At 72.7% G+C, this 26,107-nt stretch carries 21 protein-coding genes; 12 read left to right on the top strand and 9 right to left on the bottom strand.

Annotated elements, in window-relative coordinates:
* Positions 1 to 142: 142 nt before the first annotated feature.
* The 5 genes from ACIGFK_RS01650 to ACIGFK_RS01670 all read right to left on the bottom strand — a co-directional run bounded on the left by ACIGFK_RS01650 (position 143) and on the right by ACIGFK_RS01670 (position 5,628).
* Complete coding sequence (locus tag ACIGFK_RS01650; protein ID WP_376657753.1) at positions 143 to 1,555, bottom strand: NAD(P)/FAD-dependent oxidoreductase; 1,413 nt, start codon at positions 1,553 to 1,555, stop codon at positions 143 to 145.
* Between the two features lie 165 nt (positions 1,556 to 1,720).
* Positions 1,721 to 2,182, bottom strand: coding sequence for a MaoC family dehydratase (locus ACIGFK_RS01655; RefSeq protein WP_376657754.1), 462 nt, complete (start codon positions 2,180 to 2,182; stop codon positions 1,721 to 1,723).
* 68 nt (positions 2,183 to 2,250) lie between these two features.
* Complete coding sequence (locus tag ACIGFK_RS01660; protein ID WP_386463321.1) at positions 2,251 to 3,804, bottom strand: long-chain fatty acid--CoA ligase; 1,554 nt, start codon at positions 3,802 to 3,804, stop codon at positions 2,251 to 2,253.
* 11 nt (positions 3,805 to 3,815) lie between these two features.
* Positions 3,816 to 4,715 (bottom strand): amidohydrolase family protein, encoded by a 900-nt coding sequence (locus ACIGFK_RS01665; RefSeq protein ID WP_376657756.1) that lies wholly within the window; start codon positions 4,713 to 4,715, stop codon positions 3,816 to 3,818.
* A gap of 1 nt (position 4,716) precedes the next feature.
* Positions 4,717 to 5,628: an SDR family oxidoreductase gene (locus ACIGFK_RS01670; RefSeq protein ID WP_400050132.1), complete on the bottom strand. Its 912-nt coding sequence runs from the start codon at positions 5,626 to 5,628 to the stop codon at positions 4,717 to 4,719.
* 217 nt (positions 5,629 to 5,845) lie between these two features.
* On the opposite strand from ACIGFK_RS01670, the gene ACIGFK_RS01675 reads away from it, so the two are divergent.
* The gene (locus ACIGFK_RS01675) at positions 5,846 to 6,265 is read left to right on the top strand and encodes a MarR family winged helix-turn-helix transcriptional regulator (protein ID WP_400050133.1); all 420 of its coding nucleotides are present in this window, start codon (positions 5,846 to 5,848) and stop codon (positions 6,263 to 6,265) included.
* 28 nt (positions 6,266 to 6,293) lie between these two features.
* Here ACIGFK_RS01675 and ACIGFK_RS01680 read toward each other — a convergent pair whose 3' ends face one another.
* Positions 6,294 to 7,004, bottom strand: coding sequence for a TetR/AcrR family transcriptional regulator (locus tag ACIGFK_RS01680; RefSeq protein WP_376657759.1), 711 nt, complete (start codon positions 7,002 to 7,004; stop codon positions 6,294 to 6,296).
* Between the two features lie 94 nt (positions 7,005 to 7,098).
* On the opposite strand from ACIGFK_RS01680, the gene ACIGFK_RS01685 reads away from it, so the two are divergent.
* Entirely contained in the window at positions 7,099 to 8,733 is a 1,635-nt protein-coding gene (locus ACIGFK_RS01685; RefSeq protein ID WP_376657760.1) for an amidohydrolase, read from the top strand.
* Here the strand turns inward: ACIGFK_RS01685 and ACIGFK_RS01690 are convergent.
* On the bottom strand, positions 8,700 to 9,791 hold the full coding sequence (locus ACIGFK_RS01690) for a LacI family DNA-binding transcriptional regulator (protein WP_400050134.1): 1,092 nt from the start codon (positions 9,789 to 9,791) through the stop codon (positions 8,700 to 8,702). The two genes, ACIGFK_RS01685 and ACIGFK_RS01690, sit on opposite strands and share 34 nt — an antisense overlap.
* Positions 9,792 to 9,922: 131 nt before the next feature.
* Here ACIGFK_RS01690 and ACIGFK_RS01695 point away from each other — a divergent pair, with 131 nt between their 5' ends.
* From ACIGFK_RS01695 to ACIGFK_RS01720, 6 genes are all read left to right on the top strand, one after another.
* Complete coding sequence (locus ACIGFK_RS01695) at positions 9,923 to 11,557, top strand: ABC transporter substrate-binding protein (RefSeq protein WP_386463311.1); 1,635 nt, start codon at positions 9,923 to 9,925, stop codon at positions 11,555 to 11,557.
* Positions 11,554 to 12,507 (top strand): ABC transporter permease, encoded by a 954-nt coding sequence (locus ACIGFK_RS01700; protein WP_386463308.1) that lies wholly within the window; start codon positions 11,554 to 11,556, stop codon positions 12,505 to 12,507. The genes ACIGFK_RS01695 and ACIGFK_RS01700 overlap by 4 nt, the downstream gene beginning before the upstream one ends.
* Complete coding sequence (locus tag ACIGFK_RS01705) at positions 12,504 to 13,382, top strand: ABC transporter permease (RefSeq protein ID WP_400050135.1); 879 nt, start codon at positions 12,504 to 12,506, stop codon at positions 13,380 to 13,382. Before ACIGFK_RS01700 ends, ACIGFK_RS01705 begins: the two co-directional genes overlap by 4 nt.
* Before the next feature lie 5 nt (positions 13,383 to 13,387).
* Positions 13,388 to 14,407 carry an ABC transporter ATP-binding protein gene (locus tag ACIGFK_RS01710; protein WP_376657783.1) on the top strand — a complete coding sequence of 340 codons (1,020 nt, stop codon included), beginning with the start codon at positions 13,388 to 13,390 and terminating at the stop codon, positions 14,405 to 14,407.
* Positions 14,404 to 15,210, top strand: coding sequence for an ABC transporter ATP-binding protein (locus ACIGFK_RS01715; RefSeq protein ID WP_400050136.1), 807 nt, complete (start codon positions 14,404 to 14,406; stop codon positions 15,208 to 15,210). The genes ACIGFK_RS01710 and ACIGFK_RS01715 overlap by 4 nt, the downstream gene beginning before the upstream one ends.
* Positions 15,211 to 15,437: 227 nt before the next feature.
* Positions 15,438 to 17,156: a GAF domain-containing protein gene (locus tag ACIGFK_RS01720; protein ID WP_376657766.1), complete on the top strand. Its 1,719-nt coding sequence runs from the start codon at positions 15,438 to 15,440 to the stop codon at positions 17,154 to 17,156.
* 13 nt (positions 17,157 to 17,169) lie between these two features.
* On the opposite strand, the gene ACIGFK_RS01725 is transcribed toward ACIGFK_RS01720, so the two are convergent.
* Entirely contained in the window at positions 17,170 to 17,649 is a 480-nt protein-coding gene (locus ACIGFK_RS01725) for a pyridoxamine 5'-phosphate oxidase family protein (RefSeq protein ID WP_376657784.1), read from the bottom strand.
* Positions 17,650 to 17,820: 171 nt separating this feature from the next.
* Entirely contained in the window at positions 17,821 to 18,696 is an 876-nt protein-coding gene (locus tag ACIGFK_RS01730; RefSeq protein WP_376657767.1) for a universal stress protein, read from the bottom strand.
* A gap of 237 nt (positions 18,697 to 18,933) precedes the next feature.
* Between ACIGFK_RS01730 and ACIGFK_RS01735 the strand changes: the two genes are divergently transcribed.
* The 4 genes from ACIGFK_RS01735 to ACIGFK_RS01750 all read left to right on the top strand — a co-directional run bounded on the left by ACIGFK_RS01735 (position 18,934) and on the right by ACIGFK_RS01750 (position 26,043).
* The gene (locus tag ACIGFK_RS01735; RefSeq protein ID WP_376657768.1) at positions 18,934 to 21,297 is read left to right on the top strand and encodes a phosphoketolase; all 2,364 of its coding nucleotides are present in this window, start codon (positions 18,934 to 18,936) and stop codon (positions 21,295 to 21,297) included.
* Between the two features lie 140 nt (positions 21,298 to 21,437).
* Positions 21,438 to 24,146, top strand: coding sequence for a pyruvate, phosphate dikinase (gene ppdK, locus ACIGFK_RS01740; RefSeq protein ID WP_400050137.1), 2,709 nt, complete (start codon positions 21,438 to 21,440; stop codon positions 24,144 to 24,146).
* A gap of 82 nt (positions 24,147 to 24,228) precedes the next feature.
* Complete coding sequence (locus ACIGFK_RS01745) at positions 24,229 to 24,678, top strand: oleate hydratase (protein ID WP_400050138.1); 450 nt, start codon at positions 24,229 to 24,231, stop codon at positions 24,676 to 24,678.
* A 141-nt stretch (positions 24,679 to 24,819) separates the two neighbouring features.
* Complete coding sequence (locus ACIGFK_RS01750) at positions 24,820 to 26,043, top strand: arginine deiminase (protein WP_376657771.1); 1,224 nt, start codon at positions 24,820 to 24,822, stop codon at positions 26,041 to 26,043.
* Positions 26,044 to 26,107 lie beyond the last annotated feature (64 nt).

The raw sequence follows: 26,107 nt of genomic DNA on the forward strand, positions 1-26,107 counted from the left end.
CCCTCCGACGCCGTAGGCGGCCGCGTGCTCGCCGCCCACCGGGGCGGACGGAACGGGGCAGGACGACAGGACGGGCTCATCGTGCCGGTGGCACGGTGAGCCCGTCCTGTCGTCCTGCCGTCCTGTCGTCCTGCCGTGCGGGTCAGCTGCCGAAGCCGAGACCGAGGCGGTCCAGGGTGCGCAGCCAGAGATCGCGGCGGCCCTCGTTGCGGTCGGCGCGGGCCAGGGACTTCTGGGTGATGCCGATGCCGATCGAGCGGAAGGGCTCGGGCGGGAAGGGCAGCGGCCTGCGGCGTACGAGGTCGAGGGCGGTGCGCTCGGTGGATGCGCCGGTCAGCAGGTCCAGCATCACCTCGGCGCCGAAGCGGGTGGCGCCGACGCCGAGGCCGGTGAATCCGGCCGCGTAGGCGACCTTGCCGCGGTGGCTGGTGTCGAAGAACACGCAGAAGCGCGTGCTGGTGTCGATGGCTCCGCCCCAGGCGTGGCTGAAGCGGAGGCCCTCCAGTTGCGGGAAGGTCTTGAAGAAGTGGCGGGCGAGCGTCGCGTAGGTCTCGGGGCGCCGGTCGTGCTCGGCGCTCACCCGGCCGCGGAAGTGGTGGACCACGTCGTAACCGCCCCACAGGATGCGGTGGCCGGTGGTGATCCGGACGTAGTGGAAGTAGTTGGCGGGGTCGGCCCAGCCCTGCCGGTTGTGCCAGCGGACCGAGGCGAGCTGCTGCTCGGTCAGCGGCTCGGTCATCAGCGCGTAGTCGTAGACCGGCACCGTGTAGGGGCGATGGCGGCGGAGCAGCGAGGGGTAGGCGTTGGTGGCGAGGGCCACCCGTCCGGCGGTGATCCGTCCGTAGGGGGTGCGGACGGAGACGACCGCGCCGTGCTCGTCGAGTCCGAGGGCGGGGGTGTGTTCGTGGATGCGGACGCCGAGGTCGAGGCAGGCGCGCTTGAGACCCCAGGCGAGGCGGGCCGGGTTGACCATGGCGGTGTCGCTCTTGTTCCAGACCGCACCGAGGAAGGTCGGGGAGGCGATCTCGGCGCGGACGGCGTCGGCGTCGAGGACGGCGACGGTGGCACCGTGGCGAGCGGCCGTTTGCGCTTCCTCCGCGAGCCACTCGACCTGGTGGGGTTCGGTGGCGACGGTGAGGGAACCGGTGCGCTCCCAGTCGCAGTCGATGCCGTGGCGGGCGAGAGTGTCCTCCATGGCCTGGAGGTTCTCCCTGCCGAGGCGTTCGAGGACGTCGATCTCGCGGGGCCAGCGCTCCAGGCCGTTGGCGAGGCCGTGCGTGAGGCTCGCCTCGCAGAAGCCGCCGTTGCGGCCGGAGGCCGCGCCGCCGGCCTCCGCGCCCTCGACGAGGACGACGTCGAGGGAGGGGTCGCGTTCCTTGGCGATGAGCGCCGTCCACAGGCCCGTGTATCCGCCGCCGACGACGAGCAGGTCGCAGGTGGTGGGGCCGACGAGGGCGGGGGTGGCCCCGGGGCGGTGCGGGTCGTCGAGCCAGAACGGGGTCGGTGCGGCGTCCCGGAGGGAGAGCAGGGGGTCGGTGTCGGCCATGTGGGCCATGTGTGGGCTTCCTTCGGGAGGCGCGGGAGCCGCCCGGTGGGGCTGCCGCGAGGGTTCCGGTTCGAGCTCGAAGCCGGCCGGCGGGCGGGCGGGGTCGTCGCTGCCCCGCCCGCGTCGGGGCGGCCCGGTCCGCGCCCGTGCGGAAGGCGGGCCGGGCCTGGCCGGTCAGGCGTAGTGGCGGTACACGGCCTCGGCGACGCAGGCCGGCTTGTCGCTGCCCTCGACCTCGACGGTGAAGGTGATCGGCATCTGCACGCCGTTGCCCTTGACCTCCTCCACCCTGCCGACGGCACCGTGGAGACGGATCTTCGCGCCGACCCGGACGGGGCTGGGGAAACGGACCTTGTCCAGGCCGTAGTTGACGCTCATCTTGGTGCCGGTGATGCTGAGCAGCTCGCCGAAGAGCGGGATGATCAGGGACAGGGTGAGGTAGCCGTGGGCGATGGGGCCGCCGAAGGGGCCGTCCTTGGCCTTCTCCGGGTCGGTGTGGATCCACTGGTGGTCGTCGGTGGCGTCGGCGAAGGTGTCCACCCGGTCCTGGGTGATCTCGAGCCACTCGGTGCGGCCGAGGTCGGCTCCGCTGAGGGAGGTGAGTGCGTCGAGGCCGTCGGCGATGGCGATGGGCATGATGAAGCCTTTCGATGGTGCGGGCGACGCCGTGCGCGCCCTGGGGGAACGTCCTGCTCGAACGCCGGTCACGGCCGGCGGTGTTCGGCGGGACCGGTGGCGAAGGCGTCCCGGACGGCGGACTTCACGATCTTTCCGGAGGCCGTGCGGGGCAGGCCGCCCGTGAGGACGACCGACTTCGGGATCTTGTACTTCGCGAGCCGGCCGCGGAGGTGGCCGAGGATGTCGTCCTCGCCTGCGCGGGCCCCCGGCTTGAGGACGACGACGGCGCGGCCGACCTCGCCCCAGACCGGGTCGGGAATGCCGATGACGGCGCATTCGGCGACGGCGGGGTGGCCGAGGAGGGCGTCCTCGACTTCGGCCGGGTAGACGTTCTCGCCGCCGGAGACGTACATGTCCTTGACCCGGTCGACGATGTAGGCGTAGCCCTCGGCGTCGGTCCGGGCGATGTCGCCGGTGCGGAGCCAGTCGCCGTCGGTGAAGGCGGCCGCGGTGTCCTCGGGCCGGTTCCAGTAGCCGGTCATGGTGTGGGGGCCCTGGACGAGGACCTCGCCGCGTTCGCCGGGCGCGGTGTCGCTGCCGTCCGGCCGGACGATGCGGGTGTCGGTGAAGAAGTGCGGGACCCCGGCGGAGCCGGCCTTGTCCACCGTCCGCTCCCGGTCGAGGAAGAGGACACCGGGGGACGCCTCGGTCATGCCGTAGCCCTGGCTGAAGGCGAGGCCGCGGTCGGTGTACGCGGCGATGGTGCGGGCCGGGACGGGTGCTCCGCCGCAGTTGAGGGTTCGCAGGCTGGAGAGGTCGGTGCTCGCCCAGCGCGGCCGGGCGGCCATGGCGTCGTACATCGTGGGGACGCCGAACAGGTACGTGACCCGCAGGCGTTCGACGGTGTCCAGGACCAGGTCGGCGTCGAAGGCGGCGAGCAGGACCACCCGGCCGCCCTTGAGGAGGGTGGGCAGGCAGGTCATGTTGAGGGCGCCGGTGTGGAACAGCGGGGCCACGACCAGGGTGACCTCGTCGGCGGTGAGGTCGGTGTCGACGAGGACGTTGACGCTGTTCCAGGTGATGTTGGCGTGGGAGAGGACGGCTCCCTTGGGACGGCCGGTGGTCCCGGAGGTGTACATGATCATGCACGGGTCTTCGGGGCGCACGGCCACGTCCGGAAGCCCGTCGGTGGCGCCGGCCGGCAACTCCTCGTAGGCGAGGGCGTCGTCGCCGGGTCCCTCCGGCCCGTCGAGTGCGATCCGGTGGCGCACCCCGGCCTCGTCGGCGGCGGCGCGTGCGGCCTCGGCCTGCTCGGGGGCGTGGACGAGGACGACGCTGCCCGAGTCGGAGAGGTTGTACGCCAGCTCCGGGGCGGCCAGGCGGGTGTTGAGGGGGACGAAGACCGCGCCGAGCGCTCCGGCGGCGAACAGCGTCTCCAGGAAGGCCGGATGGTTGGGACCCAGGTAGGCGATCCGGTCGCCGCTCCCGACGCCCAGGGCGCGCAGGCCGTGGGCGAGCCGCTGGACGCGGCGGTGCAGTTCCCGGTAGGTCAGGGTGCGGTCCCCGTGGACGACGGCGGTCCGGTCGGGTGTCTTGCGGGCCCGGCGCGCCGGCCAGGAGCCGATGCCTTGGTTCAGCACGAGGGTTTCCTTCAGTCGGTGGACAGGCCGAGCAGCCGGGCGGCGTTCTCCTTGAGGATCTTCGGCCGGACCTCGGGCTTGATGTCGAGTGCGGCGAAGTCGGCGAGCCACCGGTCGGGGGTGATGACCGGGTAGTCGGAGCCGAAGAGGACCTTGTCCTGGAGCAGGGTGTTGGCGTAGCGCACGAGCTGCGGCGGGAAGTACTTCGGGGACCAGCCGGACAGGTCGATGTAGACGTGCGGCTTGTGGGTGGCGACCGCGAGGGCCTCGTCCTGCCAGGGGAAGGACGGGTGGGCCAGGACGATCCGCAGTTCGGGGAAGTCGACGGCGACGTCGTCGACCGCCATCGGGTTCGAGTACTTCAGCCGGATGCCGCCGCCGCCCGGGACGCCGGCGCCGATGCCGGTCTGGCCGGTGTGGAAGAGAGCCGGTACGCCGAGTTCCTCGATGGCCTCGTACAGCGGGTAGGCGAGGCGGTCGTCGGGCGAGAAGGCCTGGATGCTGGGGTGGAACTTGAATCCGCGCACCCCGTGCTCCTCGACCAGGCGCCGGGCCTCGCGGACGCCCGCGCGGCCCTTGTGCGGGTCGATGCTGGCGAACGGGATCAGCACGTCGGCGTGGGCGGCGCAGCTCTCCGCGATCTCCTCGTTGGAGATCCGCGGGTGGCCGGTGGCGTGCTCGGCGTCGACGGTGAAGACGACTGCCGCCATGCGGCGTTCGCGGTAGTGCGCGGCCATCTCGTCGATGGTGGGCTGCCGGTGGCCGTGGGCCTTGAAGTACGCCTCGGATGCGCCGAACAGCTCGGGGCTCAGGGCCCCGTGGCCGTCCTCGGAAACCTCGGCGTGGGTGTGCACGTCGATGGCGGTCAGCGCGTCGAGGTCGAGCGCGGGCTTGCGGGGGCGGTCGGTCATCTCACGCCTCCGGGGCCTGGGGCGCGGGGATGCCGTAGGTCTCGGGCTCGGCGCCGACGCCGTCCGGCCATGCGGCGGCGATGGCGTCGCCGCTCCAGCCCCCGTCGGCGAAGGCGACGGCCTTCTCCTGCGGGTGGGCCCACAGGGCGAGACGGTCGCCGCCGATGCCGATGGCCTGCCCGGTCACTCCGTCGGAGTCGTCCGAGGCCAGGAAGGTGATCAGGCCGGCGACGTCCTCGACGGTTCCGAGGCCCTCGTCCTTGCGCAGCCAGTCCGGCAGCGGCTCGCCGGTGCGCTCGGCCTCCTCGATGACCGGGGCGAACGCCGGGATGGTCCTGGTCATCTCGGTGGCGGCGACGGGTACGACGGCGTTGACGGTGATGCCGGCGCGGCCCAGTTCCATGGCCCAGGTGCGGGCCATGGCGACGATGCCGGCCTTGGCGGCGGCGTAGTTGCCCTGGCCGAAGTTGCCGCGCTGGCCGGCGGGCGAGGAGATCAGGACGAGGCGGCCGCCGGTGCCCTGCTCGCGCATGCGGACGGCGGCGGCGCGGGCGCAGGTGAACGTGCCGCGCAGGTGGACCCGTACGACGTCGTCGAAGTCCTCGTCGGTCATCTTCCACAGCACGCGGTCCCGCAGGATGCCGGCGTTGGTGACGAGCACGTCCAAGCGGCCGAACACCCCGACCGCCGCGTCCACGAGCCGCTGGGCCGCTTCGCTGTCGCCCACGGCCGCTGCGACGCCGGTCGCGGTGCCTCCGCGGGACGTGATCGAGGCGACGGCGGCGTCCACCGTGTCCTTGTCGACGTCGTTGACGACGACGGCGGCACCCGCGGCGGCGAGGGCCTGGGCGTACGCCAGTCCGAGACCGCGTCCGCTGCCGGTGACGACGGCGACCTTGCCCTGAAGATCCATGAGAGGTGCCTCCCGAAAGAGATGAAGGGGGTGAAAGAAGCGAAAAAGGAATCCCGGAAGCAACGGCCGAGCCGCGATCGACAGGAATCCTGATGAACGCAGTCTGAGCAATCGGCAGGATTCCTGTCAATGCCCTAGGGTGAGGCGGCACCGCGTCCCGGTCACACGGCACCGGGAGCGGCACGAGCCGCCCCCTGCGGGCCGTCACGACGGGAGGATGCACGTGAGCACGTCGCTGCTCTACCTGATCAAGAGAACGGAGCTGGCGGTGCGCGCCCGGCTCGACGAGATGCTCAAGCCCGCGGGGATCACGGCGCTGCAGTACACCGCCCTGACGGTGCTGGAGCGGCACGACGGCATCTCCGCGGCGCAGCTCGCCCGCGACTCCTTCGTCACCGCCCAGTCGATGGCCGACATGGTCCGCGCGCTGGAGGGACGGGGCCTGATCCGCCGCGAGCCCAATCCGGCCAACCGCCGCGAGCGCCTCATCCTGCTCGCCGGCCCGGGGCGGCACCTGCTCGCCGAGTACGCCGAGCCGGCCCGCCGCATCGAGGAACGCATGACCGCCGGTCTGGGCCCCGAGCAGACCGAGGCGTTCCGAGCGGCGCTGAACGAGTCCTGGCGGGCCCTGTCCTGACCCGGCGCACCTGCGGGGCGGACGCCGCTCAGGTCTCGGCCGCCGCCGGGAGCATCGCCGCCATCGCACTGAGCATCAGTTCCAGGGCGAAGGGGTAGCCGCTGTCGCGCATGTCGGCGGCGAGCAGCGGGAAGGTCGCGGCGATGTTCGGATGGGTGTCGGCCGACAGCCGGCCGTAGACCGAGTTCCAGACCGCCTCGTCCGCCTCCCGGGCACTCTTCGGCAGGGCGAGCGCGGCGGCGTCCTGGGCGGCGAAGGCCAGGGCCTGGTCGACGAACGCGTGGTAGGCGCGGACGGCGAGGACGTCCGGGAAGCCCGCCGAGCGGAGGATTCCGAGGATCCGCTCGACGGCCCGGGTCTCGTGGGGGCGTCCCGTCGTGCGGTATGCGCCGAGAACGGCCGCCTGCGGGTGGGACAGGTAGCAGGCGTGGATCCGCAACCCCATCGAGCGCAGGTCCTCCCGCCAGTCCCCGGTCGCCCGCCAGCCCTCCTGCGCCCTGCCGATCATCTCGTCCGCGAGGGCGAGGAGCAGGGCGTCGGTGTTGTGGAAGTAGCGGTAGAGCGCGCTGGGGTCGGCGCCGAGTGCGGCGCCCAGTCTTCGCACGGAGAGCGCCTCGGCACCGTGCTGGGCGACCAGCCGCAGCGCCGTCTCGACGATGAGCTGCTCCGAGAGGACCGCGCCCTGCTTGGTGGGTCTGCGGCGCTTGCGCCCGCCTTCGGGGATGACACGTTCGGACATGGCCGGGACCTTACGTCAACACCATTGACGTGTAAACGGCCTTCCCGATTCCATGGCGCCCACCCCCCGTCGCCTCACGTTCTGGAGCTTTCGAATGGCCAAGGCCGATCTGGTCTTCACCCGCGGCCCCGTCTTCACGGTGGACCCGGCGCGCACCCGGGCGACCTCGCTCGCCGTCATCGGCGACAGGATCGCGGCCGTCGGCCACGACGAGGTGCGGGAGCTCGTGGGGCCCGGCACCGAGGTGGTCGACCTGACGGGGAAGCTGCTGCTCCCCGGCTTCCAGGACTCCCACGTGCACCCGGTCTTCGCCGGGGTGGAGCTGGCCGAGTGCGATCTGACCGAGACCGTCACCGTGGACGACTACCTGGCCCGGATCCGTGCGTACGCCGACGCGCACCCCGACCGTGAGTGGATCACCGGTGGCGGCTGGTCGATGGAGAGCTTCGAGGGCGGACTGCCGACCCGGCAGCTGCTCGACTCCGTCGTCCCGGACCGCCCGGTCTTCCTGGCCAACCGGGACCACCACGGTGCCTGGGCCAACACCCGGGCGCTCGAACTCGCCGGGATCACCGCCGCCACCCCCGATCCCGCCGACGGCCGGATCGAGCGCGAGCCGGACGGCACTCCCAGCGGCGTGCTCCAGGAGGGCGCCACCTCGCTGGTCGGCAGGCTGCTGCCGCCGAGCACGCAGGCCGAGCTCCTCGCCGGGCTGCTGCGGGCCCAGAAGCTGCTGCACTCCCTCGGCATCACGGGGTGGCAGGACGCGATGCTCGGCGAGCTGGGCGGCCGGCCCGACCCCTCGGACGCGTACCTGACCGCGGCGCAGGACGGCACCCTCACGGCCCGGGTGACCGGGGCCCTGTGGTGGGACCGGGCGCGGGGCGCCGAGCAGATTCCCGAGCTGGTGGCCCGGCGCGAGAAGATGCGGGCCGGGCGGTTCCGCGCGACCTCGGTGAAGATCATGCAGGACGGCATCGCGGAGAACTTCACCGCCGCCATGACCTCCCCGTATCTGGACGGCTGCGGCTGCGCCACCGCCAACAGCGGCTTGAGTTTCATCGAGCCCGGGGCGCTGCGCGGATACGTGACGGAGCTCGACGCCCTCGGCTTCCAGGTGCACTTCCACGCCCTCGGCGACCGTGCCGTGCGCGAGGCCCTCGACGCGATCGAGGCGGCGGTGGCGGCCAACGGACACCGCGGCAACCGCCACCACCTCGCCCATCTCCAGGTCGTCCACCCCGAGGACCTCACCCGCTTCGCCGCGCTCGGCGCCCTGGCCAACATCCAGCCCCTGTGGGCGGCCCACGAGCCCCAGATGGACGACCTGACCATCCCGTTCCTGGGCCCGGAGCGCGCCGCCTGGCAGTACCCGTTCGGCGACCTGGTGCGCGCCGGCGCGACCCTCGTCGCGGGCAGCGACTGGCCGGTGAGCAGCCCCGATCCGCTGGCGGGCCTCCACGTGGCGGTGAACCGCCGGGATCCCGAAGCCGACCACGACCGGATCTTCTACGCCGAGCAGCGGCTCGACCTGCCGACCGCGCTGGCCGCCTACACCGCCGGGGCCGCCCATGTGAACGGTCACGACGACGCGGGCAGCCTGCGCGTCGGCAACCTCGCCGACCTGGTCGTCCTGGACCGCGACATCCTCACGGCGCCCGCGGAGGAGATCGCGGAGGCCCGGGTGGAGCGGACCTATGTCGGCGGCCGGCTCGTGCACTCGGTCTGAGCGGACCGGACCGATGACGCCCGTACGTCGAGTCGGGTCGGGACGAGCACCCCCGCCGCCTCCCGTTCGCCGTGTTCCAGGACCGCCACCAGCATGTCGACGCCCGCCTCCGCGATCGCCTCGGGCCGCAGGCTCAGGGTGGTCACGGGCGGCTCGGTGTACTCGGCGGTGACGTCCTCGCTCACGCAGACGAGGAGCAGGTCGCCGGGGACCTCGTAACCGAGCCGGCGCGCCGCGTCCAGGACGAGCGGCGGACTCGCCTCGGCCACGACGAGGAGGGCGTCGGGGCGTCCCGGGCCGGCCGCCGGGTCGCCCGCGAGGGCGGTTTCGACGGCGCGGATGACGGGACCGTTGCCCGGACTCCCGGCCCGGACGACCCGTTCCGGCACTCCGTGGACCGCGCACCACTCGTGGTGTGCGGCCAGCACCTCGGTGTGGAAGCTGGTGGTGCTGTCCGGTACCAGGAGGACGGGCCGGCGGGCGCCCTGCTCGCGGACGTGGTCGAGGGCGCCCCGCACGGCGCGGCCGGCGTCCACGTCCACCCAGTACGCCCCGGGCCGCCCCTCGACGGAGCGGTCGCTGAACACGGGGTTGCGGGCGGCGTGGAGGTCCTCGACGATCGGGTCGTCGGCGACGGGGTCGGCGACGACCACCGCGTCGAGCGACAGGTCGGCCCACTCACTCTGCAGGGACCCGGCGGGCAGCAGTACCACGGCGTAGCCGCGCTTCAGCGACGTCGCCGCGGTGGCTGCGGTCAGCCGGGCGAAGTACGGCGACTCCAGGAAGGTCCAGGGGGCGTCGGCGAACTCCCCGACCACGTAACCGATCAGTCTGGCCCGTCCCGCGCGCAGCCGGCGCGCGGCGGCGTTGGGCCGGTAGCCCATTCTGCGCGCGGTCTCGCGGGCCTTCTCCCGGACCTCGGGAGAGAGCCTTCCGGTGCCGTTCAGCGCCGCCGAGACGGTCGTCTTGGACAGGCCCGCCTCGCGGGCCACGTCGACGAGGCGGACGCGCGGGAGGGGCGGCGAGGGCTGCCCGCCATGCGGTGGGACGTCGGTCATGCGACTGATGCTGCCACCCTCGTGACCTTTGCAAAACCGTTCCCGCACAACCTTGTGCGGGAACGTTCCCGCATCAATACTCGCTCCATCCCCCAGCGCCCGTCACTACACCCGTAAAGGGGTGGGTCTGCATGCGCATGCCCCGAACCATCGCGCTCCTCCTCTGTACCGCCGCCGTCGCGGCCGCCACCAGTGCCTGTTCCGGCGCCACCCCGCCCAAGACCGCCGGCGGCTCGGACTTCAAGGTCACTCCGCTCTCGCCGCCCGCCCAGGGCCCCCTGGACTCCTTCACCTGGTCCCTGTACGCCGAGCCGTACACGCTCGACTACGCCCTCGCGTACGACTACCCGCCGAACACCGTGCTGGCCAACGTGTGCGAGCAGCTCATGCGGGTCACCCCCGACATGAAGATCGAGCCGGGCCTCGCGGTGAAGTACGACCGCCCCGACCCGCTCACGCTGGTCTACACCCTGCGCCCCGACGTGAAGTTCCACGACGGCACGACCATGACCGCCGACGACGTGGTCGCCTCCCTCCAGCGCCAGATGGACCCGGCGACCGGCTCCCCCTGGGGCTCGGCGTTCAAGAACGTCAAGGCCGTCGAGAAGACCGGCCCGCTGGAGGTGACGCTCCGGCTCACCAAGCCCGACGTCCTGCTCCACGAGCTGATGGCCGCCTCCCCCGGCACCGTCGAGAGCGCCGCCACCCTCGCCGCGGCCGGCAAGGACTACGGCACCCCGGGGGGCAAGGTCAACTGCACCGGTCCGTACGCCCTCGACACCTGGTCCCAGGGCACCGGGATCACCCTGAAGAAGCACGGCGCGTACTGGGACCCGCAGCTCGCCCCCAAGACCGACACCGTGAAGTTCACGTTCATCGAGGACACCGCGGCCCGCACCAACGCCTTCCTGTCCGGCACTGCCGACGGCGGATACATGGTGGCCCCCGCCACGGTCGGACAACTGCGTTCCGGCGCCAAGGGCAGCGTCCTCTTCGGCCCCAACACCGCCGCGTCCAACCTCGCCGTGCTCGACTTCAAGGGACCGCTCGGCGACCCGAAGGTCCGCCAGGCCCTGTCCCTGGCTCTCGACCGGAAGAACATCATCAAGGCCGCGGCCGGCGGCCTCGGCGTCCCCGCCAAAGCCCCCGCCGCGCGGGGCGCATGGGCGCTGGCCCCGGAGAAGACCGCCGCGCTCTTCGACACCCTGCCCGAGCCCGTCTACGACATCGCCGCCGCGAAGAAGCTCGTCCAGGAGGCCGGCGCCGCCGGCCGCAAGATCACCCTGGTCACCAGCACGCTCGCTCCCGAGATCAGCGTCGTCGCCAACGCCGTGCAGGGCGCCGGCCGGGAGATCGGCCTGGACGTCGAGCTCAAGTCGGTGGCTCCCGAGGCGTACAGCAGCATCTTCGTCGACCCGGCCGCCCGCGCCGGCCTGGACCTGGTCATCACCAACGGGTACGACAACACGCCCGACCCGCTGGAGTTCTACCAGTACCTGCGCACCGGCGACTTCGGGAACTACGGCAACTGGTCGAACGCCGAGTACGACGCCGCCTTCGACCGGGCCAACGCCGAACCCGACGCCGCCAAGCGTGCGGAGCTGACCGCCGAACTCCAGAAGATCGCGATGCGCGAGCTGCCGATCATCCCCCTCTACGAGGCGCCCTACATGGTCTACCTCGGCAAGCGCGTGACCGGCGCCCCGACCGGGATCGCCCAGCTGTACTACCCGTGGGCCGCGACGATCGGGGCCCCGGCGAAATGACGCGCTACCTCATCGGACGCATCCTGGGCCTGGTGACGGTTCTGTTCGTGACCTCCCTCGTGGTCTTCGGCAGCGTCCACCTGGCCCCCGGCGACCCGGTGTCGTTCCTGCTCCACGGCCGCCCCGCGACCCCCGAGGCCGTGGCGGCCCTGCGCTCCCAGTACCACCTGGACGACCCGCTGCCCGTGCAGTACGCGAAGTGGCTCGGCGGCGTCTTCCAGGGCGACTTCGGCACCTCCGCCCAGTTCCACCAGGACGTCTCCGCGCTCATCGGATCGCGCCTGCCCGGCACGGCCCTGCTCGTCGGGTACGCGGCGCTGCTCGTCGCCCTCATCGGCGTGGCGGCCGGGGTCCTCGCCGCGCTGCGGCCCGGGCCGCTGGACCGGGCGGTGCTGCTCGGCAGCGGTGTCGCCACGGCCACCCCGTCCTTCGTGACCGCGATCGCGCTCGTGTCCCTCTTCTCCGTCCGCCTGGGCTGGTTCCCCGGCCCCGGCGGCACGCCCGTCGGATTCTCCGAAACCGTGTACCACCTGACCCTGCCGGCCTTCGCCCTGGCGCTGACCTTCGCGGGTCTGCTGGCCCGGGTGACCCGCTCGGCGATGCTCGACGAACTCGGCCGGGAACACGTCGAGGTGGCGCACGCCCGCGGCGTCCAGGGTCGGACCGTGGTCCGCAAGCACGTCCTGCGCAACGCGCTCGGCCCGGTCGTCACCGTCGGCGGCACGATGCTCGCAGGCCTCCTCATCAGCACCTCGATCGTCGAAACCGCCTTCGACGTGCCCGGCCTCGGCTCCCTGCTCGTGCAGTCGGTCACCGCCAAGGACTTCGCCGTCGTGCAGGCCATCACCCTGCTCAGCGTCGGCGCGTTCGTCCTCGTCAACCTCGCGGTCGACCTGCTCGCACCCCTCATCGACCCCCGGCTGTCGCTCCACGGGGAAGGCTCCTCATGACCACCACCGCTCCTCCGGAGCCCGCCGTCCTGCGCCGCCGGCCCGGCCTGCGCCCCCTGCGCCTCCTCGCCCAGGGGCCGTTGTTCACCGCCTCGGTCGCGGTGCTCGCCATCCTCGTCCTGATCGCCGCGCTCGCCCCCGTCCTCGCGCCGTACGACCCCGAGGCCCTCGACCTCACGGCGAGCCTGGCCGGAACCACCGGCGAGCACCTGCTCGGCACCGACCAGTCCGGCCGGGACGTCCTGTCCCGGCTGATGTACGGGGCCCGCACCGGGCTGCTCGGCCCGCTGCTCGTCGTCGGCGTCTCCACCCTGCTCGGCACCCTGCTCGGCGTGGTGGCGGCCTGGCGCGGCGGTTGGGCGGACTCCGTCCTGTCCCGCTCGATGGACATGGTCTTCGCGATTCCCGGACTCCTGCTCGCCATCCTGCTCGTCTCGGTCGTCGGCTCGGGGATGACCGCGCCCGTGATCGCGATGGCGGTGGCCTACACCCCGTACGTGGGCCGGCTGGTACGCGGCATCGCGCGCCAGGAGAAGGCCCGCCCGTACATCGAGTCCTACCGGGTACAGGGCTGGTCCGGCTGGACCGTCTGCCTGCGCCACCTGCTGCCCAACATCGCCGCCACCGTCTTCGCCCAGTCCGCGATGAACTTCGGGTACGCGCTGATGGACCTGGCGGCGCTCTCCTACCTCGGCTTCGGTGTGCAGCCACCCACCGCCGACTGGGGGGCCATGATCAACGAGGGCCAGGCCGCCGTCCAGCAGGGGGCGATGCTCCCGGCCCTCGCGCCTTCCGCGTGCATCGTGCTCGCGGTGGTGGCGTTCGGCATCGTCGGCGAGGGCCTCGCCGACCGGATCGCGAGGCGGAAGCGGTGAACCGCATGAAGGAACAGCGGGAAGAGAAGGGCGCGACCGCGGTCCCGGCCGACGGCCGCAAGCCGGTGCTGGAGATCGACGGGCTCGGGATCCGGCTGCCCGAGGACCGGGCCGGGCGGCCGATCCTGGACGGGGTCGGCCTGCGGGTGGGCGCCGGGGAGAGCGTCGGCCTCGTCGGCGAGTCCGGCTCGGGGAAGTCGGTGGCGTGCCGCAGCGTCCTCGGGCTGCTGCCCGCGGGCGCACGCACCAGCGGCGAGGTCCGGGTCGCCGGCCGGGACGTACTGACCATGAACCGCACGGAGCTGGCCGAGCTGCGGGCCCGGCAGGTCGCAATGGTCTTCCAGGACCCGCGTGCCTCGGTCAACCCGCTGCGCCGCGTCGGCGACTTCCTCACCGAAGGGCTCCGCGCGGCCGGGACCCCGGCCGCCGCGGCGGACGCGCGGGCCCTCGAACTCCTCGACGCGGTCGGCATCCGGGACCCGCGGGGTGCCATGCGACGCCGTCCCCACGAGTTCTCCGGCGGCATGCTCCAGCGGGTGGTCATCGCGGCGGCGCTCGCGGCCGAACCCGCGCTGATCGTCGCCGACGAGCCGACCACCGCCCTGGACGTCACGACCCAGGCGGAGATCGTCGAACTCCTCGCCCGGCTGCGGGCCGAGCGCGGCACGGGCCTGCTCTTCGTCACCCACGACCTCGAACTGGCCGCCACCGTCTGCGACCGGGTGTACGTCATGTACGCGGGCCGGATCGTGGAGACGCGCGGCACCGACGAGCTGTTCGACGCCCCGCGGCACCCGTACACCGCGGGGCTGCTCGCCTGCACGCCGAGCATCGAGGCGGGCGCGCCCCCGCCCCGCCCCATCCCCGGGCGGCCCGTCTCCCTGGCCGAGGCGCCGCCGGGCTGCGCCTTCGCCGCGCGCTGCGCCCACGCGGTGCCGCGCTGCTCCGAGGAGAAGCCCGCACTCACCCGGCACGGCGACGGATTCGCCGCCTGCCACCGCGCCGACGAAGGGATCACGCTGTGACCGCCTCAGCGAAGGGGGGACCGGCCGCCGAGGGACTGGTCGTCGAAGGTCTGCGCAAGCAGTACGGGGACCACACGGCGGTCGACGGCGTCTCCTTCTCCCTGGCGCCCGGGGCCTGCCTCGCGATCGTCGGGGAGTCCGGCAGCGGCAAGACGACCACGGTCCGGATGCTCGTCGGCCTGGAGCGCCCGGACGGCGGGACCGTTCGCCTCGACGGCCGGGACCGCTCCGCCCAGCCCCGGCGGCGGGCGGAACGGCTGGCCAGGGCCCGGGAGATGCAGATGGTCTTCCAGGATCCGTACCTCTCGCTCGATCCCCGGGTGACCGTCGCCGGGTGCCTGGACGAGGTGCTGCGCCTCCACACGGATCTCGACGCGGCCGGCCGCGGCACCCGGGTCACCGGGCTCCTGGACCAGGTCGGGCTCGGCACGCGCGAGGCCGCCGCCCTCCCCCGCGACCTCTCGGGCGGCCAGCGGCAGCGGGTGGCGATCGCACGCGCCCTCGCCGTGGGGCCCCGGATCCTCGTCCTCGACGAGGCGGTCGCCGCGCTCGACGTGTCGATCCAGGCGCAGATACTCGAACTCCTCACCCGTATCCGCGAGGCATCGGGGATCGGCTACCTGTTCGTCACGCACGACCTGGCCGTGGTCCGGCACATCGCCGACGAGGTCCTCGTGCTCAAATCCGGCCAGGTCGTGGAGACGGGCCCGGCCTCGCAGGTCCTGGACGCCCCGGAACACCCGTACACCCGGCTCCTGCTGGACTCGGTCCCCCGCCGCAGGCGCTCCCCCGCCGGCCCCTGACCGCCGCCCCTGGGCCCGCGTCCGGGCCTCCGCCGCCGACGGCGCGAGGCCGCCGGCGCGGGCCCGGCCACGACGTGCAACGGGGCCGCGCCGATGGCCCGCGGACGCACGGAAGGCCGTCCTCTCGCAATTCATGCAGCAACAACCGGCTCCCCGTACGGAACGATCCCTTCCGGGCCACGTCGTATCGATACCCTGGCATGCGGCAGGCAGCCGCTGGAGGGGACATGGGTGTGGAGGATCCGTTGGCACGGGCACCGAGGATGCGGCTGGACGAGCTGCTGGACGAACTCCAGGTCCGGATCGACGCCGTACGCGGGACCCGCGACCGGGTACACAGCCTGCTCGAAGCGGTCGTCTCCGTCGGACGGGAACTGGATCTGCCCCAGGTGCTCCGGCGCATCGTGGAGGCGGCCGCGCTCCTGGTCGACGCCGACTACGGCGCACTCGGAGTCATCGGCCCCGACGGCCGCAGCCTCTCACAGTTCCTCACCGTGGGGCTCACCGACGAGGAGATCGCCGTGATCGGCCCCCTCCCGGCGGGCCACGGACTGCTGGGCGAGATCATCCACCACCCCGAGCCGCTGCGGCTGACGGACCTCGGCGCGCACTCGTCCTCGTACGGCTTCCCGGCCCACCATCCGCCCATGCGCACCTTCCTCGGCGTTCCGATCCGGGTGCGCGACGAGGTGTTCGGCAACCTCTACCTGACCGACAAGCGCGGCGGTGCGGACTTCGACTCCGAGGACGAGTCCGTGATCACGACGCTGTCCGTCGCAGCGGGTGTGGCCATCGACAACGCCCGGCTGTACGAGGGCTCGCAGCGCCAGCAGCGGTGGCTCCGGGCCAACGCGGAGATCACCGAGAGCCTGCTGTCGGGCAGTTCCCGGCCGGCGGTGCTGGAGCTGATCGCCCGCCGGGCTCAGGAGATCACCGGGGCCGTGATCGCCGACATCGCCATGCCCGTCCCCGGCGCCGAGAGCCTGGTCGTCGAACTCACCCTGGGCGGGGACTTCGAGGCCCGGCGCGGGCTGGTCCTCCCACGGGCCGGGACGCTGTCCGGCGAGGCGCATGCACTGACCGAGCCGGTCAGCACGGCCGCCCTGTCAGGTGACGAACGGTACGTTTCCGACGCGCAGGCCGCGGAGGGTTTCGGACCGGCCGTGGCCGTACCGATGGGGACCGCGGGCCGGGAGAGCCGGGGCGTCCTGCTGCTCGCGCGCCGGGTGGGAGAGTCCGTCTTCACCGAGGCCGAGCTGGAGCCGCTCCTCGCGTACGCCGGGCAGGCGACTCTCGCCTTGGAGCTCGCCGAACGGCGCCGGGACGCCGAGCAGTTGGTATTGCTGGAGGAGCGCGACCGGATCGCCCGGGACCTGCACGACCTCGCCATCCAGCGGCTCTTCGCCACCGGTATGACCCTCCAGAGCGCCGTCCGGCTCGTCCAGCACGATGGCGCCGCCGAGCGGGTGGGCCGCGCCGTGGACGACCTGGACGAGACCATCAAGATCATCCGCTCGACCATCTTCGGCCTGCGTGCGAAGGACCGCGAGGCCGGCTCCGGCCTGCGGGCCCGCGCCGCGCGAGCGATCGGCGAGGCGGCGACCGCGCTCGGCCATCCGCCCCGCCTGAGCATGGAGGGTCTGCTCGACACGGACGTCCCGGGGCACGTCGCCGATCACGTGATGGCCGTGCTGGGTGAGCTGCTCAGCAATGCCGCCCGGCACTCCGGGGCCTCACGGGTGGGCGTCACGCTCAGGGCCACGCAGACCGAGATAGAGCTGACCGTGTCGGACAACGGTACGGGCATCCCGGCCCAGGGCCGCCGCAGCGGCCTCCAGAACCTCGACGAGCGGGCAAAGGTGCTGGGTGGGACCTTCACCATCGACAGCCCCGAAGGGGGCGGCAGTCGCCTCGTCTGGCGAGCGCCGCTCCCCGTGGTGGCCTGACGCACCCGGCTGGTCAGGCGCCGACGGCGGGGCCCGACCGCCTCGGCCCGGCCTCCAGCCGGAATCCGGTGACGAGGTCGGAGCGGATCCGCAGGGCACTGGTCATCCGGTGCCCCGTCCAGGGCCGCAGCAGCGTCTCGTACCGGTTCACATCGCCGGAGTCCGCGACGGCGCTCGCGTAGCCGGTGACGACGACGCTCCAGCCCAGATGCGTCTCGGGGTCGATGGCGTCGGCCTCGTAGGCGACCACGACTGCGTGATCGTCCGCCGGCGCCACCAGGGCCGCCAGGGCCCCGCCGTCGTGCATCCGGATGATGACGTCCTCACCCTCGACGAGGTGGTGCACCGGACGCACGGCCGGCAGGGCGTGCCGGGTGAAGACGATGCGGCCCAGGGACACGGTGCCCAGCAGCCTCAGCGCTTCGTCCCGGTCCAGCTCGTGCAGGTGCCGGGCGGCTGCCGTGCCACCGTCCCGGCCGTCCGGTCGCCCCATGGCCCCGCGTTCCATCACGCGCCCTCCGTCCGGGCCCATCGGTCCGTTCATGTGCGGGCCCCAGCCTCCCTCGCGCCCGCGCACCGCAGCCGGGCCGAACGAACCGGCGTCCGCCGCCGACCCCCGGGCTCCCACGCCGTCCCGAGGCGTCATGGCCTCGGGCTCACGGCCTCAGACATGCGGTACGACGGCGACCGGGCAGCGTGCGTGGTGGAGCGCGGCGTGGGCCACGGAGCCGGTCCTCGGCCCCATCGGCGACCGGCGGACCTGCCGTCCGACGACGAGCAGCTCGGCATGCGAGGCCGCCGACAACAGCACTTCCGCCCCGCTGCCCATCTCAACGTGTTCGACGACCTCCACCTCGGGGTACTTCTGCCGCCACGGCTCCAGCGCCTGCTCCAGCGCCGCCTTCTCGTACGGCTCCAGACCCCCGAACTGGTCGGCGAGCCACATCGATCCCGGGCTGTAGCCGTAGACCGGGGGCAGGCTCCAGGCGCGTACGGCTCGCAGCGTGGCGTCACGGGCGGCTGCCGCCTCGAAGGCGAACCGCAGTACGTCGCCGCACTCCGCCACGCCGCCCTGCTGCCCGACGACGACTTCGCCCTCCCCGGTGCCGGGAGCCGGCGCTCCATGTGCCTTGCGCACCGAGACGACGGGGCACTCCGCGGCGGCGATGACCTGCTGGCCGTAGGAGCCCAGCAGGAATCCGAGGACGGCGCCGTGGCCCCGGGAGCCGATGACCAGCGTCCCGGCCTCCTTTCCGGCCCGCAGCAGGGCCGGCACGGTCGCGTCCTGCACTACGTCCGCCGACAGCTCCAGCCGGGGGTACCGGTCGGCCAGGTCGGCCTCGGCCGCCTCGAGGATGTCCTGCGCACGGCGTGCCGCGGACTCCCGGTCCTGGGTCAGGGGCAGGTCGAGCGGCTGCCAGAGCCAGGCGTGTACGAGTCGCAGCCGCACGTCCCGGCGCACGGCTTCGCGTGCGGCCCAGTCTGCGGCGGCCAGGCTTTCGGGAGATCCGTCGACTCCGACGACCAGGGTGCGATTCACGTATCTCGTCCTTTCGCGATCAAGCGGATTCACGGGGATGGTGGGGCTGGTGTTGCACCGGCCGGGGGAACCGGCGCAACCTGCTTCACCTTCCCTCCCCGGGGCAGGCCCGAAGAAGGGCCGACGGTCCCCCTGCGAGGGCCGGTCCTCCCCTGCCGCCGCGGGTCGGACCGGGCACAGGGTGTCGGTGCCGGGTCAGCCGGCGAACGTCCCGGACCGCCGCACCGAGGAGCGGACATGACCGCGTACCCGATCCCGGAACTGGATGCCCACTGGCGCGCCGCCAACTACCTGGCGGCCGGACAGATCTATCTCATGGACAATCCGCTGCTGGCCGAGCCCCTGCGGCCCGAGCACATCAAGCCCCGGCTGCTCGGCCACTGGGGCACCTCGCCGGGCCTCAACCTCGTGCACACCCACCTCAACCGCGTGATCAAGGAGCGGTCGCTGGACGCCCTGTGTGTCTGGGGTCCGGGGCACGGCGGACCCGCCGTCCTCGCCAACTCCTGGCTGGAGGGCACCTACTCCGCGACCTACCCGGGGGTGACGCGGGACGCCGCCGGCATGGGCACGCTGTTCCGGCAGTTCTCCTTCCCCGGCGGGGTGCCGAGCCATGTCGCGCCCGAGACCCCCGGCTCGATCCACGAGGGGGGCGAGCTCGGCTACTCCCTCGCGCACGCCTACGGCGCCGCCTTCGACCACCCCGGCCTCCTGGTCGCCTGCGTCATCGGCGACGGCGAGGCCGAGACCGGGCCGCTGGCCGCCTCCTGGCACTCGAACAAGTTCCTCGACCCGGTCCACGACGGAGCCGTCCTGCCGATCCTGCACCTCAACGGGTACAAGATCGCCAACCCGACGGTACTGTCCCGGATCCCCGACGGCGAGCTGGACGCCCTGCTGCGGGGCTACGGGCACGACCCGCTGTACGTCACCGGCAGCGATCCGGCCCACGTCCACCAGGCCATGGCCCGCGCCCTGGACCATGCCGTGGATCGCATCGCGCTGATCCAGCGGGAGGCGCGCGCGGCGGGTGCGGACCCCGGGCGGGACCGCCCGCGCTGGCCCGTGATCGTCCTGCGCACTCCCAAGGGGTGGACGGGCCCGGCGACCGTCGACGGCGACCCGGTCGAGGGCACCTGGCGGGCCCACCAGGTCCCGTTGGCCGCCGTACGCGAGAACCCCGCGCACCTGAAGCAACTGGAGGACTGGCTGCGTTCGTACCGGCCGCAGGAGCTCTTCGACGCCGACGGGCGGCCGCTGCCTCACGTGCTGGCGTGTGTGCCGGAGGGAGGCAGGCGCCTCGGCGCGAGCCCGTACGCCAACGGGGGCCGCCTGCTGAGGCCTCTCCCCCTTCACCCGCTCGACGGCTGCGCCGTACCCGTGGAGAAGCCGGGGGCCACCCTCCACGAACCGACCCGGGTGCTGGGGCGCCTCCTCACCCAGGTCATGCGCGACACGGCGGGACGGCGGGACTTCCGGGTCTTCGGGCCCGACGAGACGGCCTCCAACCGGCTCGACGGACTGTACGAGGTCACGGGCAAGGCCTGGCAGGCCCTCGCCGAGCCCACCGACCGCCACCTGTCCCAGGACGGCCGGGTCATGGAGATCCTGTCCGAACACCTCTGCCAGGGCTGGCTGGAGGGCTACCTCCTCACCGGCCGCCACGGGCTCTTCTCCACGTACGAGGCCTTCGCCCACATCGTCGACTCGATGGTGGCCCAGCACATCAAGTGGCTGAAGACCTCGCGTGAGCTGCCCTGGCGGGCTCCCCTGGCCTCCTTCAACTACCTGCTCACCTCTCACGTCTGGCGCCAGGACCACAACGGCTTCTCCCATCAGGACCCCGGATTCGTCGACCACGTCCTCAACAAGAGCCCCGATGTCGTCCGGGTCTACCTGCCTCCGGACGCCAACACCCTGCTCGTCGTGGCGGACCGTTCCCTGCGCAGCAGGGACCGGGTCAATGTGATCGTCGCCGGGAAGCAGCCGTGTCACGACTGGCTTTCGATCGACCAGGCGCGCACCCATTGCGCCCGCGGGGCGGGGATCTGGGAGTGGGCGGGGACGGACCACGGCTCCGCCGCGCCCGACGTCGTGCTCGCGTGCGCCGGCGACGTACCCACCCTGGAGGTCCTCGCCGCCGCCGCACTGCTGCGCGAGCACCTGCCCTCCCTGGCCGTACGGGTGGTCAACGTCGTGGACATCGCCCGCCTGATGCCCCGCGAGGAGCATGCGCACGGTATGACGGACGCCGAGTACGACGCCCTGTTCACCCCGGACAAGCCGGTGGTCTTCGCGTACCACGGCTATCCCTGGCTGATCCACCGGCTGGCCTACCGCCGCACCGGCCACCCGCACCTGCACGTACGCGGCTACAAGGAGTCGGGGACCACGACCACGCCCTTCGACATGGTCGTACGCAACGACCTCGACCGGTACCGGCTCGTCATGGACGTCATCGACCGCGTCCCCGGACTCGCCACCGGCCGCGCCGCCGCCCTCCGTCAGACCATGGCCGACCAGCGGATCCGCCACCACGACTGGATCCGCGCCCACGGCACCGACCTCCCGGAGATCACCGGCTGGTCCTGGCCCCACTGACGAGGACGCCCGGGCTCCGGAGCCACGCCCGACGGGACCGGTCGGGCCCCGATGGGGACCACTGGGCCCTCCCGCAGTGGGCGCCCCGCGCTCAGGGTGGAGATGACGACCGGCATCCCCCGAGAAGACGGGCAGGCACGATGACGACCTACGTGTACGACTTCATCGAGGGCAGCCGGGAGATGGCCGGGCTGCTCGGCGGCAAGGGTGCCGATCTCGCGGAGATGGCCCGCATGGGCCTGCCCGTACCGCCGGGCTTCACCGTCACCACCGAGGCCTGCCGCGTCTTCCTCGCCACCGGTGCGCCGCCGGAGGGGCTCGACGACGAGATCGCCCGGCACCTGGCGGCCCTGGAACGTGCGGCGGGCAGGCGGCTCGGGCAGGTCGACGACCCGCTGCTGCTGTCCGTACGGTCCGGGGCCCGGTACACGATGCCCGGGATGATGGACACGGTCCTGGACATCGGGCTGAACGATCTGGCGGTCCTGGGGCTCGGCAAGACGCCCGAGCGCGAGCGCTTCGCCTGGGACTCGTACCGGCGGCTGGTGCAGATGTTCGGCAGCACGGTCATGGGGGTGGACAGTGCACTGTTCGAGGCCCTGATCGGCGACCTGGAGCGGGAGCACGAGGCTGCCGACGACAGTCGGCTCGACACCGTGGACATGATCCGGCTGGTCGAGTCGTTCAAGGACCTGATCGCGGAGCGGACCGGTGAGGAGTTCCCGCAGGACCCGGCCGAGCAGCTGCGGCGCACGGTCCTCGCCGTCTTCTCCTCGTGGAACGGCGAGCGGGCCCGGACCCACCGCCGCCGCGAGCACATCCCCGAGGACCTGGGCACCGCCGTCTGCATCCAGAGCATGGTCTTCGGCAACCTCGGGCCCGACTCCGGGAGCGGCGTCGCCTTCACCCGGGACCCGGCCACCGGACGGCCGGGCGTTTACGGCGAGTACCTGTCCAACGCCCAGGGCGAGGACGTGGTGGCCGGCATCCGCAACACGGTGCCCCTCCAGCGGCTGGCGGACCTCGACCCCGGCTCCTACAAGGAACTGGGCGCCCACATGGCCCGGTTGGAGGGCCGGTACCAGGACATGTGCGACATCGAGTTCACCATCGAGCGCGGGAAGCTGTGGATGCTCCGGACCCGTGTCGGCAAGCGCACCGCCGAGGCCGCCTTCGGCATCGCCGCCCAGTTGGCCGACGAAGGCCTGATCTCACCGTCGCAGGCGCTGGACCGGGTGGACGGCGACGCCCTGGCCCACCTGATGTCCCCCCGGTTCGACACCTCGGCCCCGGACGTGGGCGAGGTGGTCGCGCGCGGGGTTCCCGCGTCGCCGGGAGCCGCCGTGGGCGCCGTCGTGTTCGATTCGGCCGAGGCGGTCCGCCGGGCCGGAGCCGGTGAACAGGTGGTCCTCGTAGGGCAGGAGACCACCCCCGACGACCTGCCCGGCATGATCGCCGCCCAGGCGGTGCTGACCGCCCGGGGCGGGAAGACCAGCCACGCGGCGGTCGTGGCACGACGCATGGGCAAGGTCTGCGTGTGCGGGGCCGGGGGCATCACCGTGGACCTGGCGCGGCGGTGCCTCACCACGGCGGACGGGGTGACCCTCACCGAGGGCACGGTCGTCTCCGTGGACGGGACACAGGGCGTGGTGCGGCTGGGCGCCGTGCCGCTGGCCGAGTCGGAGGTCACGCAGTACTTCGAGGCCGGCGGACGGGCGCCCGAAGACGAAGCCCGGCAGATCGTCCACGACGTGCACCGGCTGATGGCCCTGGCGGACTCGGCGCGGCGCCTCGAGGTCCGGGCCGACGCCGACACCCCCGAAGACGCCGCCCGCGCCCGGCGGTTCGGCGCCCGGGGCATCGGCCTGTGCCGGACCGAGCACATGTTCCTGGGCGAGCGGCGCCCCCTGGTCGAGGCCGTGATCCTGGCCGGCACCGACGCCGGGCGCACGCGGGCACTGGCGGCGCTGATGCCCCTGCAGCGGGAGGACTTCACCGGCATCCTGGAGGCGATGGACGGACTGCCGGTCACCGTGCGACTGCTCGATCCGCCGCTGCACGAGTTCCTGCCCGACCGGACCGAACTCGCCGTCCGGATCGCCCGGGAGGAGGCGGCCGACCGGACCCCCGCCGCACGGGACCGCGAACTGCTGGCGGCCGTGGAGCGGATGCACGAGTCGAACCCGTTGCTCGGGCTGCGCGGCGCACGGCTGGGTCTGGTGGTTCCCGGGCTGGTGGCCATGCAGGTACGGGCCCTCGCCGAGGCCGTCGTCGCCCGCAAGCGGGCCGGCGGCGACCCCCGCGCGGAGATCATGGTCCCGCTCGTGAACGACGCCCGGGAGCTGCGCCTGGTACGGGACGAGGTCGACGCGGTGCTCGCCGATGTCTCCGAGGAAAGCGGGATCGCGCTCGACTGCCCCGTGGGGACGGTGATCGAACTGCCGAGGGCGGCGCTGACCGCAGGCCGGATCGCCCGTGACGCGCACTTCTTCTGCCTCGGGACGAACCTTCTGACCCAGACCACGTGGGGCTGCTCGCGCGACGACGCCGAAGCGGCGTTCTTCCCGACGTACCAGGACCGGGGCGTCTTCGAACGGTCGCCCTTCGAGACGATCGACCGCGAAGGCGTGGGCCGGCTCGTGGAGATCGCCGTCGCGGAGGGCCGGGCAAGCCGGCCGGACCTGACGATCGGGGTCTGCGGGGAGCACGGCGGCGACCCCGCTTCCGTGCACTTCTTCCACGCGGCCGGGCTGGACTACGTCTCCTGCTCCCCGTTCCGCGTGCCGGTCGCCCGACTGGAGGCCGGCCGCGCCGCGCTTTCGCCGTCGTCCGCGGACAGCAGCGCCTGAGGAGACCCCTGCGGGCCATGCCGGCACGGGAGTCGCCCGAGCGGAACAGGGGGAGGCTCCCCGTCCGTCGAAAGGCTTGGCCATGTCGGACGAAACGCGGGAGCCCCGGGCGTATCCGGTCGGTGGCGGAATCGCCTCGCCGGCCGCGGCGGTCTGCCCCGCAGGGAACGCGGGCATGCAGGGCTGGGACATCCGCATCCTGGAGGAACCACCGCAGGCGGGCGGCGCACCCGACGGGGGCGGCGCTCCGGGGACCGGCTGCGTCACCCGGGGCGGACGGACGGTGGAGACGGCCCGGCTGCCCGCACTGCCCGCGTCCGTCATCGGGCATGCAGGACAGAGGACTTCTTCTCCCCGCAGCCCGCACCCGAGGCGTCACCTCCTTGACCACCCCTGCCTGCGCCCGGCGGGATCCGCCCCCGAGCCGGGGCCGAACGGCCCTCGCCGGGCAGGGCCAAGAGTCCCGCGGAACGGGGCCGTTGGGTCACACCGCAGGGACCGTTGCCGGCCGCCGGTGGCAGGGGTGCGGTGACAGGGTTCAGGCATCCCCCGGTCCTGCTGGGAAGTGGGCTCCAGCGCAATCGAACCGACCGTGCGTACGGTCCACCGCACACGACCCGCGGCAGGCATCGGGCGACCGTCACAGTCCACCGCACCCCCGAGGTATCGAGCCATGCCCTTCCACGTGGACTCCGAGACCGGCCGGCTGAAGCAGGTCATCCTGCACCGGCCCGATCTGGAGCTCAAACGACTCACCCCGACGAACAAGGACGCACTGCTCTTCGATGACGTCCTGTGGGTCAAGCGGGCCAGGGAGGAACACGACGCGTTCGCGGACACCCTGCGCGACCGCGGGGTCCGGGTCCATCTCTTCGGGGACCTGCTCACCGAGACCCTCGCCCTGCCCGCGGCCCGCGCCGTGGTATTGGACCGGGTCGTCGACGAGCGCGAGTTCGGACCGCTGGCCACCGACCGGATCCGTGGCGCCTTCGACGCCATGGATCCGGGCGAGCTGGCGGACTGCCTGGTCGGCGGTATCACCAAGGGCGAGCTGCTGGCCCGTACCGGGGCGACGGTGAGCATACGGCTGCACACCATGGCGCCGGATGACTTCGTGCTGGCTCCGCTGCCCAACCACCTTTTCACCCGCGACACTTCGTGCTGGGTGTACGACGGCGTGAGCGTCAACCCGATGCGCAAGCGGGCGCGGCGCCGCGAGACCGTCCACTTCGAGGCGATCTACGGCCACCACCCGCTGTTCGAAAAGGGGGAGCACCGGCGGTGGTCGGACGGGCAGGCAGGCTTCCCCGCCACCATCGAAGGCGGCGACGTGCTGGTCATCGGCAACGGCGCCGTACTGATCGGCGTGAGCGAGCGCACCACGCCCCAGGCCGTCGAACAACTCGCGCTGCGCATGTTCGCCGCGGGATCCGCACGCCGCGTGATCGCCCTCGACCTGCCCAAGGCCCGAAGCTCCATGCACCTGGACACGGTGATGACCATGGTCAGCGGCGACACCTTCACCCGCTACGCGGGCCTCGGCCCGCTGCGGTCCTGCACCATCGAGCCCGGCCACGACGGCCAAGGGGTGAAGATCACCGATCACCTCCCCGAGGAACTCGACCAGGCGATGGCCGACGCGCTGGGCCTGGAGAAGATCAACGTCCTCGCGCCCGTCCAGGACATCCGCTCCGCCGAGCGCGAGCAGTGGGACGACGGCTGCAACGTGCTGGCCGTGGAACCCGGCGTGGTCGTCGCCTACGAGCGCAACGTCACCACCAACACCCATCTGCGCAGGAACGGGATCGAGGTCATCACCATCCGCGGCAGCGAGCTCGGGCGGGGGCGCGGCGGTCCGCGCTGCATGAGCTGCCCCGTTGAACGGGAAGCGGCCTGACGCCGCGCTCGCAGCCGCCGACCGCACGCACCGCAGGCCTCCGAAGTTTCCGTACGTCCGAAGG

Source organism: Streptomyces sp. NPDC085524 (genome assembly GCF_044541755.1).
Lineage (GTDB): Bacteria > Actinomycetota > Actinomycetes > Streptomycetales > Streptomycetaceae > Streptomyces.